General features: G+C 67.7%; 14 protein-coding genes. 6 read left to right on the forward strand and 8 right to left on the reverse strand.

Annotated elements, in window-relative coordinates; translation table 11 throughout:
- The first annotated feature begins 77 nt into the window (after nucleotides 1-77).
- From FBR43_RS10190 to FBR43_RS10210, 5 genes are all read left to right on the forward strand, one after another.
- The gene (locus tag FBR43_RS10190) at nucleotides 78-551 is read left to right on the forward strand and encodes a MarR family winged helix-turn-helix transcriptional regulator (protein ID WP_136943034.1); all 474 of its coding nucleotides are present in this window, start codon (nucleotides 78-80) and stop codon (nucleotides 549-551) included.
- A 104-nt stretch (nucleotides 552-655) separates the two neighbouring features.
- Nucleotides 656-1,435 (forward strand): cyclase family protein, encoded by a 780-nt coding sequence (locus FBR43_RS10195; protein ID WP_136943035.1) that lies wholly within the window; start codon nucleotides 656-658, stop codon nucleotides 1,433-1,435.
- A 4-nt stretch (nucleotides 1,436-1,439) separates the two neighbouring features.
- The gene (locus FBR43_RS10200) at nucleotides 1,440-3,563 is read left to right on the forward strand and encodes an indolepyruvate ferredoxin oxidoreductase subunit alpha (RefSeq protein WP_136943036.1); all 2,124 of its coding nucleotides are present in this window, start codon (nucleotides 1,440-1,442) and stop codon (nucleotides 3,561-3,563) included.
- A gap of 9 nt (nucleotides 3,564-3,572) precedes the next feature.
- Entirely contained in the window at nucleotides 3,573-5,048 is a 1,476-nt protein-coding gene (locus FBR43_RS10205; RefSeq protein ID WP_136943037.1) for an indolepyruvate oxidoreductase subunit beta family protein, read from the forward strand.
- A 43-nt stretch (nucleotides 5,049-5,091) separates the two neighbouring features.
- A complete protein-coding gene (locus tag FBR43_RS10210) occupies nucleotides 5,092-5,568 on the forward strand; it encodes a MarR family winged helix-turn-helix transcriptional regulator (RefSeq protein ID WP_249276537.1) in 477 nt (158 codons plus the stop codon).
- 11 nt (nucleotides 5,569-5,579) lie between these two features.
- On the opposite strand, the gene FBR43_RS10215 is transcribed toward FBR43_RS10210, so the two are convergent.
- The 6 genes from FBR43_RS10215 to alaS form a co-directional block, all read right to left on the reverse strand.
- On the reverse strand, nucleotides 5,580-6,872 hold the full coding sequence (locus FBR43_RS10215) for an NAD(P)/FAD-dependent oxidoreductase (RefSeq protein WP_136943039.1): 1,293 nt from the start codon (nucleotides 6,870-6,872) through the stop codon (nucleotides 5,580-5,582).
- Nucleotides 6,869-7,783 carry a bile acid:sodium symporter family protein gene (locus FBR43_RS10220; protein ID WP_169542574.1) on the reverse strand — a complete coding sequence of 305 codons (915 nt, stop codon included), beginning with the start codon at nucleotides 7,781-7,783 and terminating at the stop codon, nucleotides 6,869-6,871. The genes FBR43_RS10215 and FBR43_RS10220 overlap by 4 nt, the downstream gene beginning before the upstream one ends.
- The gene (locus tag FBR43_RS10225; protein ID WP_136943041.1) at nucleotides 7,780-8,262 is read right to left on the reverse strand and encodes a DUF3830 family protein; all 483 of its coding nucleotides are present in this window, start codon (nucleotides 8,260-8,262) and stop codon (nucleotides 7,780-7,782) included. The genes FBR43_RS10220 and FBR43_RS10225 overlap by 4 nt, the downstream gene beginning before the upstream one ends.
- A 2-nt stretch (nucleotides 8,263-8,264) precedes the next feature.
- Nucleotides 8,265-10,406, reverse strand: coding sequence for a prolyl oligopeptidase family serine peptidase (locus FBR43_RS10230; protein ID WP_136943042.1), 2,142 nt, complete (start codon nucleotides 10,404-10,406; stop codon nucleotides 8,265-8,267).
- Between the two features lie 168 nt (nucleotides 10,407-10,574).
- Nucleotides 10,575-10,982, reverse strand: coding sequence for a hypothetical protein (locus FBR43_RS10235; RefSeq protein WP_136943043.1), 408 nt, complete (start codon nucleotides 10,980-10,982; stop codon nucleotides 10,575-10,577).
- Between the two features lie 58 nt (nucleotides 10,983-11,040).
- A complete protein-coding gene (gene alaS, locus FBR43_RS10240; RefSeq protein ID WP_136943044.1) occupies nucleotides 11,041-13,686 on the reverse strand; it encodes an alanine--tRNA ligase in 2,646 nt (881 codons plus the stop codon).
- 167 nt (nucleotides 13,687-13,853) lie between these two features.
- Between alaS and FBR43_RS10245 the strand changes: the two genes are divergently transcribed.
- The gene (locus tag FBR43_RS10245) at nucleotides 13,854-15,203 is read left to right on the forward strand and encodes a dicarboxylate/amino acid:cation symporter (RefSeq protein WP_136943045.1); all 1,350 of its coding nucleotides are present in this window, start codon (nucleotides 13,854-13,856) and stop codon (nucleotides 15,201-15,203) included.
- A 3-nt stretch (nucleotides 15,204-15,206) separates the two neighbouring features.
- Here the strand turns inward: FBR43_RS10245 and FBR43_RS10250 are convergent, their stop codons facing one another.
- Together FBR43_RS10250 and FBR43_RS10255 are read right to left on the reverse strand one after the other, a co-directional pair.
- Complete coding sequence (locus FBR43_RS10250) at nucleotides 15,207-15,854, reverse strand: glutathione S-transferase family protein (RefSeq protein WP_136943046.1); 648 nt, start codon at nucleotides 15,852-15,854, stop codon at nucleotides 15,207-15,209.
- Entirely contained in the window at nucleotides 15,851-16,705 is an 855-nt protein-coding gene (locus tag FBR43_RS10255) for a class I SAM-dependent methyltransferase (RefSeq protein WP_136943047.1), read from the reverse strand. Before FBR43_RS10255 ends, FBR43_RS10250 begins: the two co-directional genes overlap by 4 nt.
- Nucleotides 16,706-16,752 lie beyond the last annotated feature (47 nt).

A 16,752-nucleotide genomic window follows, 5' to 3' on the forward strand; every position in this document is an offset into this window, starting at 1 on the left:
GGCGCGTTTTCTCTCCACAATCGCAGTTTCGCTGCCTAAGCCTTGCCTGGTTTGTTGTATCATCATGCAAGGCCCGCATGTCCAAGCGCACCGTCTACGACCCCACCGATCCGGCTTTCCGGCTGGAAAACTCGCCCTTCTACCTCATCGCGCACGCCGATTTCCGCTATCACCAGCAGATGGACGAAGCGCTTCAGCACCACGGCGTGTCGAAGCCGATCTACCGGATCATGACCGTGCTGCGCGAGCGCCAGCCGGTAAGCATCGGGACGCTTGCGGACGTCGCGCTGACCAAACGATCGACGGTGAGCCGCATCGTCGACCGCATGGTCGACCAGGGATTGGCAGCCACCGCGCCGAACGATGCCGACAGCCGCATTACCGACGTGACGCTGACCGACGCCGGGCAACGGACGCTCGACAAGCTCACGCCGGTGGTCGGCGAGCAACTCGACCGCGCCTTTGCCGGCATCGCCGAAGCGGACATGACGGCGCTGCTTTCCACGTTGCGGCGCATCAGCAGCAATCTCGCGAAGGCGGACCGAGGCTGAGGCCGCACACATGATCGTGCGCCCCGGGGGCGGCGTGCGCATCAATACTTGCATCTGCACGTAATCGGCGTCAGGATCCTGTCTCGCTCGAAAAGGAGAGCCGCATGACCGCCCAGACGCTGCACCAGCTTGCCGCCGGCATCGCCAGCGGTTCGATCCGCACGATCGACCTTACGCAGACGCTCTCGCCAGATACCCCCACGTTGATGCTGCCGCCCGAGTTCGGCCAGTGCGCCGCGTTCACGATCGAGGAGATCAGCCGCTACGACGAGCGCGGCGTAGCCTGGTACTGGAACAATTTCTCGGTCGGCGAGCATACCGGTACGCATTTCGACGCGCCGGTACACTGGGTGACGGGCAAGGACCTGCCCAACAACACGCTCGACACGATCGATCCTGCCGCCTTCGTGGCGCCGGCCGTGGTGATCGATGTGAGCGGCGAGTGCGCCGCCAATCCCGATTACCTCCTCACCGTTGCCGATATCGAGGCGTGGGAAGCCGAACATGGCCGCATCCCGCCACGCTCGTGGGTGCTGCTGCGCACCGACTGGTCGAAGCGGTCGGTCGAAGAGTATGTCAACCGCCGCGAGGATGGCGCGCACACGCCGGGGCCATCGGTCGAGGCCGTCCGCTTCCTCGTCGAGGATCGCGACGCGCACGGCTTCGGCGTCGAGACGATCGGTACCGATGCCGGGCAGGCGCATCTGCTCGATCCGCCCTACCCCGCCCATGCCATGTTCCACGGCGCCGGTCGCTATGGCCTGCAATGCCTCCAGAACCTCGATCAGTTGCCGGCAACGGGCAGCGTGGTGATCGCCACCCCGCTCAAGATCGAGGGCGGATCGGGCAGCCCCTTGCGCGTGCTCGCGCTCGTCGCAGACTGAGCGCGTGGCCGAGCGATCGTTCGCGGCCGAAGTCGAGCAACTGCGCATCGGCGCGGGCGAGACGTTTCATGGCGAGGGCATCCTGGCCGTCACCAAGGCGCTGCTGCAATCGGGCGTCGCCTATGTCGGCGGCTATCAGGGATCGCCGATCAGCCACCTGATGGACGTGTTCGCCGACGCCAACGACCTGATGGCCGAGCTGGGCGTGCATTTCGAGGCGAGCGCGAGCGAGGCGACGGCGGCGGCGATGCTCGCGGCTTCGGTCAACTATCCGCTGCGCGGTGCCGTCGCATGGAAATCGGTGGTCGGCACCAATGTCGCCTCCGATGCGCTCTCCAACGTGGCCTCGGGCGGCGTGACGGGCGGCGCGCTGGTGATCCTCGGTGAGGATTATGGCGAAGGCTCGTCGATCATGCAGGAGCGCACGCACGCCTTCGCGATGAAGTCGCAGATGTGGCTGCTCGATCCGCGGCCCGATCTGGGGCTGATGGTCGACATGGTCGAGCAGGGCTTCCGCCTGTCCGAAGCCTCTGCCACGCCGGTGATGCTCGAACTGCGCGTGCGGGCATGCCACATGACGGGCAGCTTCGTCGCGCGCGACAATCGTCGTCCGCCGATGACGGTGGGCGAGGCGGCGGCCAATCCGGTACGCGACACCGACCGCATCGTGCTGCCGCCGGCCAATTTCCTGCACGAACACGAGAAGATCGAGCAACGGTGGCCGGCTGCGATCGACTATGTACGCGACGCGAAGCTCAACGAACGCTTCGGGCCTGACGAGGATGACATCGGCATCATCGTGCAGGGCGGGCTGTTCAATACGCTCAATCGCGCGCTCGAGCTGATCGGGTTATCGAACGCATGGGGCGACACCGCACTGCCCGTGCACGTTCTCAACTGCGTCTATCCGCTCGTGCCCGACGAGATCGCAGCCTTTTGTGCGGGAAAGCACGCGGTGCTGATCGTCGAGGAAGGCCAGCCCGAATTCATCGAGCACGAGCTCAACACGCTGGTGCGGCGCGCCGACCTTCAAACGGCGATCGTCGGCAAGGCAGTGCTGCCGCGCGCGGGCGAATATACCGGACAGGTGTTGCGCGAGGGGCTGGCGAAGTTCCTGCGCGAATGGGCGCCCGATCGCGCGCCCGTCGAAACGCCGCTTGCCGCCCCCGCCGTCACGCCGGCGATGGTCCCGCAGCGACCGGCGGGGTTCTGCACCGGCTGCCCCGAGCGACCGATCTTCTCGGCCATGAAGCTGGTGCAGCGCGAGCTGGGCGAGTTCCACGTATCGGCCGATATCGGCTGCCATCTGTTCTCGATCCTGCCGCCGTTCCACATCGGCAACACGACGATGGGATATGGCCTGGGCAGCGCGGGAGCCTCGGCGTTCAAGCCTGCCGGCAAGCGCGCGATCGCGATGATGGGCGATGGCGGCTTCTGGCACAACGGCCTCACCTCGGGCATCGGCAACGCGGTGTTCAACAAGGACGACACGCTCACCATCATCGTCGACAATGGCTATTCGGCGGCGACCGGCGGGCAGGACATTCCGTCGTCCAAGGCGTTCAACAAGGCGCGCGTCACCAACAACCCCATCGAGCGCGCGGTGCGTGGCGTCGGCGTAGGCTGGGCGCGGACGATGACGCGCACCTATGACGTGGGCGGCATGCGCGACGCCATCCGCGACGCAGTGACCAGTCCCGAAAAGGGTCCGAAGGTGCTGATCGCGCAGTCAGAATGCCAGCTCAACCGCCAGCGACGCGTGAAGCCGGCGATGGCGAAAGCGATCAAGGCCGGCAATCGCGTGGTGCGCGAGCGCTTCGGCGTCGATCCCGATACGTGCACCGGCGATCATGCTTGCATCCGCCTTTCGGGCTGCCCCAGCCTGACGATCCGCGACAATCCCGATCCGCTGCGGCAGGACCCCGTGGCGCATGTCGACAATAGCTGCGTCGGCTGCGGCGTGTGCGGCGAGGTGAGCCACGCGGCGGTGCTGTGTCCGTCCTTCTACAAGGCGCAGCTGGTGTTTAACCCGACGCGATGGGACCGGATGCGCGCGGCGATGCGCGACTGGTGGATCGGACTATTGCAGCGCCACGAGACGCGCAGCCGGCTCGCGCGCGGTTTCTGAGAGGACGGCATGGCCAGCGACACGCGCATATCGATCGCCATTCTGGGGCTGGGTGGCCAGGGCGGCGGCGTACTCGCCGACTGGATCGTCCAGCTCGGCGAGGCCGCGGGCTTCGTCACGCAGGGAACCTCGGTCCCCGGCGTCGCGCAGCGCACCGGATCGACCGTCTATTACATTGAGTGGATGCGCGCGGGTGATCGTCGGCCGGTGCTGGCGCTGATGCCCGTGCCGGGCGATGTCGACATCGTCATCGCCTCCGAATTGATGGAAGCCGGGCGTGCGATGCTGCGGGGATTCGTGAGCGATCGCACCACGCTGATCGCCTCGACGCACCGCGTGTACGCGATTGCCGAGAAATCGGCGCCGGGCGACGGGCGCGCGAGCGACGAGCGGATTCTCGCAGCGGCGCGCGAGCGATCGGCGCGCTTCATCGGCTTCGACATGGATGCCGCCGCGATCGCGGCGGGCAGCGTCATCTCGTCGACGCTGTTTGGCGCGCTTGCAGCGTCGGAAGCGCTGCCGGTTCCGCGCAGCGCGTTCGAGGATGCGATCCGCGCCGGTGGCAAGGCAGTCGAGGCGAGCCTGCGCGCATTTGCGGCAGGCCATGATGCCGCGCGCTCGGCGCCCGCGGCGCTGCCCGACGCGCGCCCTGTGCTGGTGCCCCCGGTTCCGACCACAGTGGCGGGCCGCAGGATTGCCGATCGCATCGTGGCGCATCTGCCCGCTCCCGCGCATCCTTTCGCGCTCGAAGGCGCGCGGCGGCTGATGGACTATCAGGACGATGGCTATGCGCGCCTCTATCTCGATCGGCTCGAGGCGCTGGCTGCGCTCGATCCCGATGGGCTGCTGACCGCCGAAGCCGCGCGACATCTAGCGTTGTGGATGGCGTATGAGGACACGATCCGCGTCGCCGGGCTCAAGGTGCGCGAAAGCCGGACCGCGCGCGTGCGTGCCGAAGTGCGTGCGCAGCCGGGACAGATCCTCGGACTGGTCGAGTATATGCATCCGCGCTTCGAGGAAATCTGCGAGACGTTGCCCGCAGGCATCGGCGCGCGGCTGCTCGCCGGCGAACGGTGGCGGCGGCTCCTGGCGCCACGCTTCGAGAAGGGCCGCCATGTCGAGACGAGCGGCATCCGCTGGTTCACGGCGATGCGCCTGCTGTCCGCGATGCGGCGCTTCCGCCGGGGAACGCTCAAATACCGCGTCGAGCAGGCACGGATCGAGGACTGGCTGGCGCGTATCACCACTGCCGCTCGATCGGACCCGGCACTCGCGCTCGAGCTCGTGCGGTGCCAGCGCCTCATCAAGGGCTATGGCGATACGCACGTGCGCGGATGGGACAAGTTCACGCGGCTGATGGCTGCGGCGGAAAACATGGCGGGCCGCAGCGACGCTGGTGCTCGACTCGCGATGCTGCGCGAGGCGGCGCTTGCCGACGAAAGCGGGTCGGCGCTCGATGCGGAACTTGCCCGACTCGCGGCCTGAGCGCCCGTTGCCAGTCGACCTGACGCCGCCTACGGCCTGCCGCGTGCCGCCGATCGATCCCTTCGAGGCCGCCGACCCGGGTACCAGCGCGTTCCGGGTCGAGCGCTATCCCTTCTATCTGCTCAACCGGCTGGTGGGGCGGTACAACGGCATCATCGAAGCGCGGCTGCGCACGATCGACCTCGATATCCCGTCTTGGCGGGTGTTGATGATCCTTGGCGAAGCCAGCCCGCGTGGCACGCGCGCGATCGCCGATGCCGCGGTCATCAACCTGTCGACGATGACACGTATCGTGCAACGCATGGTCGGCGCCGGCCTCGTCACGGCAGCATCGAGTCCGGAGGATGCCCGCATCACGCTTGTCGACCTGACGCCGGTGGGGCAGGCCCGGCTCGCCGAGGCGCGACGCGTCACGGCGCCGATCTTCGGCCATCTGGTTCAGGGGTTCGCCGCCGACGAATTCGAGCAGCTGATCGCGATGCTGGGCCGGATGCACGCCAATCTGGCGCCGCTTTCGTAGCATTCCCGACGCTAGGCGCGACCCCTGCGCGATCGAAGATAGGCCATCGCCATCAGCGCCTCGGGCGCGAAGCGCGCCAGCGCATGAAGGCGCACCAGCGCCGGCCGGGTGAGCGGGACTGGCAGGGGCAGGTCGCGATTTCCCGAAACCCAGCGAGCTACTTCGCGGCCGAGCATCGCGTTGATCGACAGGCCGCGACCGTTGCATGCCTGGATCGCGATCGCGTCGTCCCCGAGGTCGTAGAGCGCCGGCAGCAGCGAGGGGTTGATGCGCGCCAGGCCTCTCCACAGAAACCGGATCTCGACACCAGCCAGCGGCGGGAAATGCTCCGCCAGCCGGCGGACCGCCTCACGCCGCATCGCGGCGTCGCCGCGCACCATCAGCGAGGCGGGAAAGGCTGAGACGAGATGGCCGTGTCCGTCATAGCGCGCGGTGAAGATATAGGGCGTCTTGTCTGTGAATCCGCTGCCCGACGGCACCACGTGCGCGCGCATCGCCTCGTCGAGCGGCGCAGTCGCAAATTCGACGACACGCAGCGGAAGCGTCGTGCGCGCAAGCGCCGGGTGCAGCGCCGCGTTGCCGCCGTTCGCGGCCAGCACCAGACGACGGGCACGGACGCTCCCGCGCGGGGTGACTGCCACCCAGTGCGAGCCCTCACGCTTCAACGTCTTCACGGGGCTGTCGGCGTGGCAGATCGCGCCGGCTCGCATGGCGGCAGCAACGAGCCCGCGCGTGAGCGCCAGCGGATTAAGGCTGCCGCCCGCGCCGAACCGCAGCGCGCCGAGATACCCGCCATATCCTAGCGCGCGCTGCGTGCCGGCGGCGTCAACTGTCTCGACGGCGAAACCACGCGCGGACCATTGGGCCGCACGTGCCTGCTGCTGCGCCAGAATGGCGGCGGTATGTGCGGGCGTCCAGAAACCGTTCTCGCGTGAATCGCAGGCGATGCCCAGGCGCCGCGCAAGCGCAAAGGTGGCCGCGGCCGATTCGCCGACGAAGCGCGTCAGGCGCTCGCCCTGCTCGCGACCGAACAGTGCGACGATGGCGTCGGGATCGTGGCGGATATAGTCAGGCGCGATCAGCCCGCCGCTCTGGCCCGTCGCGCCGTCGCCGAAGTCGCCTTTCTCGAGAAGGACGACGTCGGTGCCCGCCTCGGCGAGGTGCAACGCCGTCGACGCACCGGCAATGCCGCCGCCGATCACCAGTATCTCGGTATCGAACCGTCCGACGAGCGGATCGGTGGGGGGCGCAGACGCGGCCGTTGCCCGCCAGAGCGACCCCTCCCCCAATGCGGCACGCTTCATGCGGCGGCGACCGACCCTGCGGCTTCGGGCGGTGGCGCATGCCGCACGCCGCGCCGTGCCAGCGCCACGAAGGCGAGCACGAACAGCAGCGCGATCGGCGTGTTCATGATCATCGGCAGCGACATCTCATTGTTGCCGACGATCGAGACCGCGATGAAAAGCGCGGTGCCCTCCTGCCGCATCAGATGTTCGATACCGATCGCCACGCGCTGTTCACGCCCCAGTCGCAGCACTCTGCCCAGCGCGAGCACGGCCAGCAGGGTCAGCGCATTGATCGCGACGGTGATCCAGACCAGCGCGCCCAGATTCGCGCGAAGCGTTGGAATCTGATCGACGAGGATGAACCCGAACGAGGTGAAGAGCACGATCATCGCGGCGAGCTTCACTGGCCCTTTGACCGCGAGCGCAAAGCCCGGCCGCCATGCGCGCAACGCGAAACCGAGGCCGGCAGGCAGCAGGGTGATCGAGAAGATGTCCCAGACGAACGCCCCGAGCGGCACGCGAACTTCGGCTTCGACCCCGAGGAAATGCAGGATGGCGAAGTGCGCGTAGAAGGGCACCACGAACATGTAGATGATGCTGAGCAGCAAGGTGAGCGACATCGACAGCGCGAGATCGCCCTTGGCCATGTCGGTGAACAGGTTCGAGAGCATGCCGCCCGGCGTGGTCGCGAGCAGGATGAAGCCGACCGCAAGCGCCGGCGTGGGTGCGACGGTCAACGCCATTGCGAGCCCGATCAGCGGCGGCACCACCAACATGCTGGCGATGCCGATGAACAGCGCGCGACGACCATGCACGAGGCGGCGGAAATCATCGGTCGTGAGCGAGAGCCCCATCACCACCATGATGCAGACCAGCGAGCCCGGCAGCAGCCAGCCGCTCATGATCGCCATCAACGCGGCATAGCTCATGGTGCAGGCTCGATCGTGATGGTGCAGGCGCCATTGGCGCGGATCGTACGGCAATCGGCCTGCGCCTTGGCCAGATCGTCGTTCACGATGCGTGCGGCGACGTTGGCGCGCAGCCATCCGAACGGCATGAGCAGCCGCCCGCCACCGCCGTAGAACAGCCCGACATCGAAGAAGTTGCCCGGCGGCAGTCCCTTGATGCTGCCGGCGGCGAGCGAGGCAAGCACGACATCGCCGCATTCGGGATAGGCCGTCGCGTTCTCCTCGGCGATCAGCTGCTCCGCGAGCGCGTCGGGCAGGCTCGCGGCCGGCATCGGAATCGAGATTTCCGGGCCGGTCCACATCGCATGGACAGCGCCGAAGCTCGCGCGCCGTTCCGCCAGCGCACGCAGGAACGCGCAGCTTAGCGGCGCTTGCGCCTCCAGCAGTTCGCAGCGGGCCGAAAGGCCCGAGCGGGGCTCGGACAGGCGGATATGGCGCATCGTCACTCGCTTTCGCCGGCGACCGAACCGGGCCGCAGGTGGCGGTCGAAGAAATCGGCCATCTTGCGGAAGGCGAAACGCGTCTGCGCAAGATTGTCGCTTGCCCAGGCGTGGTTCGCGCCCGGCAGCGTGACCAGTTCATGCTGCACGCCGGCGGCGATCATACGCTCGGTCGCGGCCACGGTATCCGAATAGAGCACCACCGGATCGCGGGTGCCGTGGATCAGCAGCACCGGGTCCTTGATCTTGTCGACATGGTAGAGCGCCGATTGCGCCTCATAGCGTGCCGGCATGTCGCTGCCCTCGGGCGGCCCCATCACCCACATCTGCGAGGGATAGGCGTGCCACACATTGGTGGCAGGCGCGCCGGCGATACCGGCGGCGTAAACGCCGGGCTTCTTCGCCAGAGACATGAGCGTCATCAGCCCGCCATAGCTCGAACCCCAGATACCGACGCGCGCCGGATCGACATATCCCTTGGCGACGAGATGGCGCACGCCGCTTTCGAGATCGTCGATATCGGCCTGCCCATAGCTGTGGTGCAGCCCCTGATTGTGCTCGCGGCCCTGGCCCCAACTGCCGCGCACATTGACGTTGAGCACGATATAGCCGCGCGAGACGAGATACTGGTCGAACAGCGCGGTGGGGTGCGCGGTCCTGCCGCCCCACTGGTTGCGTACCGAATCGGAGTAAACCGATCCGACGATCAGCGGATAGCGCCGGCCCGGCCGGTAATTGGCGGGCAGGCTGAGGCGCCCGACCAGCGGCTTGCCGTCGACATGGCTCGGAAACTCGACATAGCCGATATTGGCCCAGGTCTGACGGGCGAATTCGGGGCGGGGCGAATGGGTGATCCGCCGGCCAGTGCCGGGCTGCGCGGCATCGACGATCATCAGCTCGTGCGGCGTGCGATCGTCGGACCACAGCGTGGCGATACGGCCGTGATCGGGCGAATAGACGGGATCGTGGCTGCCATTCGCCGCCGGCGTGAGCTGGCGAACGGCTCCGCCGGCAAAGGGCACGCGGTAGACCTGACGATCGGTCAGATAGCTCTTGTTGGCGACGAACAGCAGGTCGCGGCGATCGCGATCGACGGTGAAGCTCGCGATTTCCCAGCGGCCGCTGGTGATCGCGCGCGGCTTCGATCGCGCGGTCTTCTGGTGATAGAGGTGCAGCCAGCCGTCACGATCGGTGAGGATGACGAGGCCGTCATCGTCGGGCGCCCAGGCGACCTGCCAGTCGGGGCGCAGGTGCTTCGGCTCCGAATGGCTGTAGAAGCGCTCGCGTTTTCCGGTGGCGGTGTCCCACATCCAGATGACGTGATCGTTGGCGAGGAGGTCGCTTTCGCTGACGAACAGCCGGTCGCCGCGCCCCGACAGCCCGTAGCTCCAGACATGGTGCCGCGCATTAGGCCGCTCGAACATGCGCGCAGTGCCGCTCGCCACATCGACGACACCAACGGTGTAGCGCGTTACTTCCTCGCCCGGAAAGGCGCGCTCGACGCGGTTGTTCTGCGCGGCGCCGCCGGCATAATAGAGGATGTCGCGCTCGGGCATCAGGCGGTTGTCGGCGAGCGTGAATGCGATTCTGCGACCGCCGGCAGCCCATTGATAGTTCTCGACGTAGATTTTCGGATCCGCGCGGTCGCCGGCGAGATACCGCGTCGAGCCGTCGTCGCGCGCGTCGAGCGGTCGCGCCCACAGCAGCCCGCCCGAGACGTTGCGATTGCCCGCGTCCACCGCGTTGCCCGAGACGAATGCAAGATGCCGCCGATCGGGCGAGAGCGCGAGTTGGCGGACGGCGCGCTTGTCGCGCTCGACGGCTTCGTCGCGACCCGCCGCATCGACGATGTGCAGCCGGCCGCCCAGCACATAGGCGAAGCGGCCTTCGTCGTTCAGGAATACCGCTTCGCTGACGCCGCGCGCGCCCTGTTCGGCTGGCGACGCCTGCCCGTGAAAGGTCAGCCGCCGCTTTTCGCCGGTGACGGCATCGGCACTCCATACATCGCGAAAGCTAGCGCCCGCGTCGTTCCACAGGAACAGGATCCTGCGGCCATCGGGCGACCAGGCGAAGCCCGAAGGCGGGGTGCCCACGATGCTGACGGGCTGGTACAGCGCATCGAGATCGAGGCTGGTGCCGGCCACCGCGGCGCCCCCGTGAACCGGCGCGTGCGGCCACGGCCTCTCGGGCGACTGCGCCCAGACCGTTGCCGAAAGACTAAGGGCAAAGCCGGCGACCGTCGTGATTATTCCCCGCTGCACCTGATCCCCCGCCACCAATTTAGGTGAAAGTGAACATATGCCGCGCGACGGTCAAGCGCTGGCGTTTGGCGATCGGTCGATCACGGCGGCGCGGCAGAGCAGCAACCAGAACGCCGTCGGAACGCTGAACAGCGACCAGAGCGATTCGATCGCTGGCAATGCCAGCGCGGCGTTGAGCGCATCGGCAAGCGCGAAGGCGGCGAGACCGCCATAGACAAAAGTCGCGGCGATCGAGACGAGCGGGCGATCGGCGCGCCAGACGAAGAATGCGAATGGGTCGTCGCTGAACCTAGTCGCTGGCCAAGCCAAAAACGCCACTGGAATAGCAGCCAACGGGGCCGCGATGATCGAACCGAAAATCCCTATCGCCACCGAAGCGCCGGCTGCCGGTAGAGTCCCCGTAGCGCCGATGTTGGTGAAGTAGAGAAGTCCAGCCAGCAGATACAGCGCCGGCAGCACCGCTGCCCCCCACCAAAGGCGTCCGCGCCAATGGCCGGCCAGCGCCAGCCGGCGCCGCTCAGTCGGCAATTTTGGCGCGCACCGCTGCCAGCGCCTCGCCGCCCTTGTCGCCATCGGGACCGCCGCCCTGCGCCATGTCGGGCCGGCCGCCGCCGCCCTGCCCGCCGAGTGCCGCGACCGCAGCCTTGACCAGATCGACGGCGCTGAACGTGGCAGTGAGATCGTCGGTCACGCCGACCGCCACCGATGCGCGACCGTCGTTGACCGCGACGAGCGCGACAACGCCCGAGGCGATCCGGGCCTTTTCCTCGTCGACGGCGCCGCGCAGCGCCTTGGCTTCGAGACCGTCGAGCACCTTGCCGACGAAATTGACCGCGCCCACCTGCTCGGGGCCGGCACTCGCGGCAGCACCGCCGCCCAGCGCCAGCGCCTTCTTCGCCTCGGCCAGTTCGCGTTCGAGCCGGCGGCGTTCCTCGACCAGCGCGGCGACACGTGCGGGCACCTCGTCGGGCGTCGCCTTGAGTACGGCAGCAGCCTCGCGCAACTTCTCATCGCGGCTCGACAGCCAGGCGCGCGCCGCCTCGCCCGTGAGCGCCTCGACGCGGCGTACGCCCGAACTGACCGCGCTTTCGCCGACGACCTTGAACAGGCCGATGTCGCCCAGCGCGCGGACATGCGTGCCGCCGCACAACTCGAGCGAATAGGTCTTGCCGTCGGCATTCGTGCCCATCGACACGACGCGCACCTCGTCGCCATATTTCTCGCCGAACAGCGCCATCGCGCCCTCGGCGATCGCGTCCTCGGGCGTCATCAGCCGCGTCGAGACCGCCCCGTTGCCGCGAATCTGCGCGTTCACATCGGCCTCGACCATCGCCATCTGATCGGCGCTGACGGCGGTGGGTTGCGAGAAGTCAAAGCGCAGACGTTCGGGTGCGACGAGGCTGCCCTTCTGCGCGACATGGGTGCCCAGCCGCTCGCGCAATGCCTCGTGCAGCAGGTGTGTGGCCGAATGGTTGGCGCGGATCGCGCTGCGCCGGTCGTGATCGACGGTGAGGTGCACGGCATCGCCGACCGTCAGCTCGCCCGTTTCGATGACGGCCTGATGCGCGAAGATGCGGCCGAGATGCTTATGTACGTCGTTGATCGCGGCACGCACGCCACCCTCGGTGGTGAGCATGCCGGCGTCGCCGACCTGGCCGCCGCTTTCGGCATAGAAGGGCGTTTGGTTGACGATGACCTCGACGGCCTCGCCCGCACCTGCGCGCTCCACGCGTGCACCGTCCTTGACGATGGCGACGATCTGGCCTTCGCCCTGCTCGGTCGCATAGCCGATGAACTCGGTCGCGCCGGATTGCTCGGCAAGATCGTACCAGAGCTCGTCGGACGCCTTCTCGCCCGAACCCTTCCATGCGGCGCGCGCGGCGCGCTTCTGCTCGGCCATCGCGGTATCGAAGCCGGCGCGATCGACCGCGAGGCCCTGCGCCCGCAGCGCATCCTCGGTCAGATCATAGGGGAAGCCATAGGTGTCGTAGAGCTTGAACGCCGTCTCGCCCGCCAGCGTATCGCCCTCGCCCATCGTGGCAGTCGCCTCGTCGAGCAGGCGCAGGCCGTTGGCGAGCGTGCGGCGGAAGCGCGTTTCCTCCTGCTCGAGCGTCGTCTCGATCAGCGACTGCGCGCGGGCGAGTTCGGGGAAGGCCGCGCCCATCTGCGCGACGAGCCCGCCGACGAGGCGGTGCATCAGCGGATCCTTGGCGCCGAGCAAATGCGCGTGGCGCATCGCGCGGCGCATGATGCGGCGCAGGACATAGCCGCGGCCCTCGTTGGCGGGCAGTACGCCATCGGCGACGAGGAATCCCGAGGCGCGCAGGTGATCGGCAATGACGCGGTGGCTGGCGCGGGCATCGCCCTCGGCCGCAGTGCCCGTAAGCGCGACGCTCTCGGCGATCAGCGCCTTGAAAGTGTCGGTATCGTAATTGTCGTGCACGCCCTGCATCACTGCCGCGATCCGCTCGAGCCCCATGCCGGTGTCGATCGAGGGACGCGGCAGGTCGGCCACGATCGCATCGGCCTCCTGCAGATGCTGCATGAAGACGAGATTCCAGATCTCGACGAAGCGGTCGCCATCCTCCTCCGGCGATCCCGGCGGGCCGCCCCAAATATGATCGCCATGATCGTAGAAAATCTCGGAGCACGGGCCGCACGGACCATCGGCGCCCATCGCCCAGAAATTGTCCTTGGTGGCGATGCGGATGATGCGATCGTCGGGGAGGCCGGCGATATTCTTCCAGAGATCGAAGGCCTGATCGTCGGTGTGATAGACGGTGACGGTCAGCCGGTCCTTCGCGAGGCCCCATTCGCGCGTGACGAGGTTCCAGGCGAGTTCGATCGCGCGATCCTTGAAATAATTACCGAACGAGAAATTGCCGAGCATCTCGAAGAACGTATGGTGCCGCGCGGTATAGCCGACATTGTCGAGATCATTGTGCTTGCCGCCGGCGCGCACGCATTTCTGCGACGAAGTGGCGGTCGAATAGGGACGGCTTTCGAGCCCGGTGAACACGTTCTTGAACGGCACCATGCCGGCATTGACGAACATCAGCGTCGGATCATTCTGCGGAATGAGCGGCGCCGACGGCACTTTCGCATGGCCGTGGCCGGCGAAGTAATCGAGGAACGAGCGGCGGATGTCGTTGGTCGAGGTCATGCACGCCGCTTATGCGACGCCGCGCCCGCGCTCAAGCATTCCATGCGAGGCCACCGGGCAGGTCGAAGGCAGGCCGACCGGCCGTGCGGAGGCGCTTTCGATGCTGGCCGACTTGACCCGGCGGGCGCAATCCCCTTGGTTGCGGGCGAACCAGCTGGAGTGACTGCGTGGCCAAGCGCCTGACCCTGTACATCCTCATCGGCCTTGTGCTCGGCATGATCGTCGGCCTGTCGCTCAATCTGTCGATGACCGACGATGGCGGGCCGGGCGATGCGCGGCTGGCGGAGATCGCGGGCTATTTCTCGATCGTCACGACGATCTTCCTGCGGCTCATCAAGATGATCATCGCGCCGCTCGTCTTCTCGACGCTGGTGGCGGGCATCGCGCATATGGGCGACACCTCGGCGCTGGGGCGTGTGGGTGCGCGGGCGATCGCGTGGTTCGTCGGCGCGAGCCTGGTGTCGCTCACGCTCGGACTGATCCTCGTCAATCTGCTCCAGCCCGGCGTCGGGCTCGACATTCCAATCCCGCCTGCCGACGCTTCGAGCGGCGTGGCACGCGAGGCGTTCAACCTCACCAATTTCTTCACGCACATCTTCCCCGCCTCGATCTTCGAGGCGATGGCCGACAACGAGATTCTCCAGATCGTCGTCGCATCGCTGTTCATCGGCGTGGCGATGACGGCGGTGGGCGAGAAGGCGGCGCCGCTGGTGCGCGCGGTCGAATCGCTGGTGCAGGTCATTTTGCAGGTGACGAACTACGTCATGCGCTTCGCGCCGTTCGCTGTGTTCGCGGCGGTGGCGGGGACGCTGGCCGAGCGCGGGCCGGCGATCATCGGCAGCCTCGCCTATTTCATGGGCAGCTTCTACCTCGCGATGGGGCTGTTGTGGTGCCTGCTGCTCGGCGTCGCCTTCGTCATCGTCGGCGGGCGGGTGCGACTGTTGATCGACTATATCCGCGCGCCGCTGCTGCTCGCCTTCTCGACCGCCTCGTCGGAAGCCGCCTATCCGCGCACGCTCGAGGCGCTCGACAAGTTCGGCGTGCCGCCGCGCATCGCGAGCTTCGTGCTGCCGCTCGGCTATTCGTTCAACCTCGACGGGTCGATGATCTACATGACCTTCGCGGTGATGTTCATCGCGCAGGCCTATGGCATCGACCTGAGCCTGGGCCAGCAGATCACGATGCTACTGATCCTGATGATTACCTCGAAGGGCGTGGCGGGCGTGCCGCGGGCGAGCCTGGTGGTGATCGCGGCGACGCTTTCGTTCTTCGACATTCCCGAGGCGGGGCTGCTGCTGATCCTCGCGGTCGACCATTTCCTCGACATGGGGCGCTCGGCGACCAATGTCGTCGGCAACGCGGTGGCGAGCGCGGTGATCGCCAAGTGGGAGCCGGGCGGCAAGCTCGACCCCATCGAGCCCGACGACTATTCGAAACCCGAAGCGCCGAGCGACCGGCCGCCGGCTTCGGGGCCGCAGAGCTTCGACGAAATTGGCCCGCGCAAACCGCAGGCCTAAGCGTCAGGCATAGGCGTATGGCCCGCCCTTCGCGAGCGCGGCCTGATAGGCGGGGCGCGCGTGAATGCGATCGAGCCAGGCGATGGTGGCGGGGCGCTCCTTGTCGAGCCCGGCGCGCGAGCGGGCGGCCTCTAGCGGGAAGCTCATCATCACGTCGGCGGCGGTGAAGGCGGGGCCGGCGAACCATTCGCGGCTCGAAAGCTCGGCCTCGACGAAATCGAGATGCGTGTCGATCATCGGCTGGATGCGCTTCTGGCCGGCCTTGCCGAACAGCGGCACGCGGCCGAGCACGAGCTTGAGCAGCAGCGGCGGCATCAGCGAGCCCTCGGCATAATGAAGGAAGAAGCGGTAGCGCAGCAGCGCCTCGCGATGTGCAGGCGCGCCGAGCCGGCCATCGGCCTTCTCGACCAGATATTCGATGATCGCGCCGGTCTCGGCGATGACGCGCGGCGCGTCGTCGCCCGGCGGCGCAGTATCCTCGATCACCGGCGACTTGCCGAGCGGATGGACGCGCTTGAGCTCGGGCGGGGCAAGCATCGTCGCCTTGTTGCGCTTGTAGTGGCGGATCTCAAAGGGCAGGCCAAGCTCCTCGAGCAGCCAGAGCACGCGCTGCGAGCGCGAATGTTCGAGATGATGCACGATGATCGTCATGGGGCACTGCCTTTCGGGCGCGAGGGCGCGCGCGCCGACCATAGCCAGGCGGCGGCGGGGAAATCCACGGCCTGATCGTGCAGGCGCGCCGCGCAGGCGGCGTGGAGGCGAGTGCGCAGCGCCGCCTGCTCGGCGGCGGGCGCGGCGGCGATGGCGGCGGCGACGGGGCCGATGCGGCCGAAGAAGTCGGCGGCGTCGGCAACGGGATCGGGTCCGCTGCCGGCGACATAGCGATAGGCGGTTCGCCGTGCGGTGGGGTCGATCCAGCCGGCATCGCGCAGCAACGCGGCGATCTCGGCCTGGTCGGCGAAGGCGAAGGGACCGGGGCCGGCGGCAAGCCCCTGCCCTGCCGCGCCCGGCGCGGCGAGGCCAAGTTCGGCGAGCAGCGCATCGGCCCAGTGATTGTCGGCGCGATCGGCGAAGCACGAGAAGACAAGCGGCGCGCCGGGGGCCGAGAGCTGCGCGAGCCGCGCGAAGGCGGCGGCGGGATCGGCGAAGAACATGACGCCGTGGCGCGAGAACCAGCCGGCGACGGGCGGCGCGGCAGCGAGCGCGTCGCCGAGCGTGAAGGTGGCGTTGGCCATGCCGGCACCGCGTTCGCGCGCGACGTCGATCAGCGCGGGCGACACGTCGCGACCCTCGATGCCAAGATCAGGCCGCGCGGCGGCGACGGCCAGCGTCGTGGTGCCGGCGCCGCAGCCGATATCGACGACGCGGCCGGCATCCGGCAGCGTCGCGAGGACCGCGGGCTCAAGGTGCACATCGAGCCCGGCGAAGCTGCGATCGGTGCGCCGCCACTCGGCAGCCCAGCTCGCACCCACGCGATTCTGCCAATCGGCGGCGGCGGTCATCGGCCGGGAAGCGGCTCGAAGTTCACGAAGTTCACACGATATCGGCC

The organism is Sphingomonas baiyangensis, assembly GCF_005144715.1.
GTDB lineage: Bacteria > Pseudomonadota > Alphaproteobacteria > Sphingomonadales > Sphingomonadaceae > Sphingomonas > Sphingomonas baiyangensis.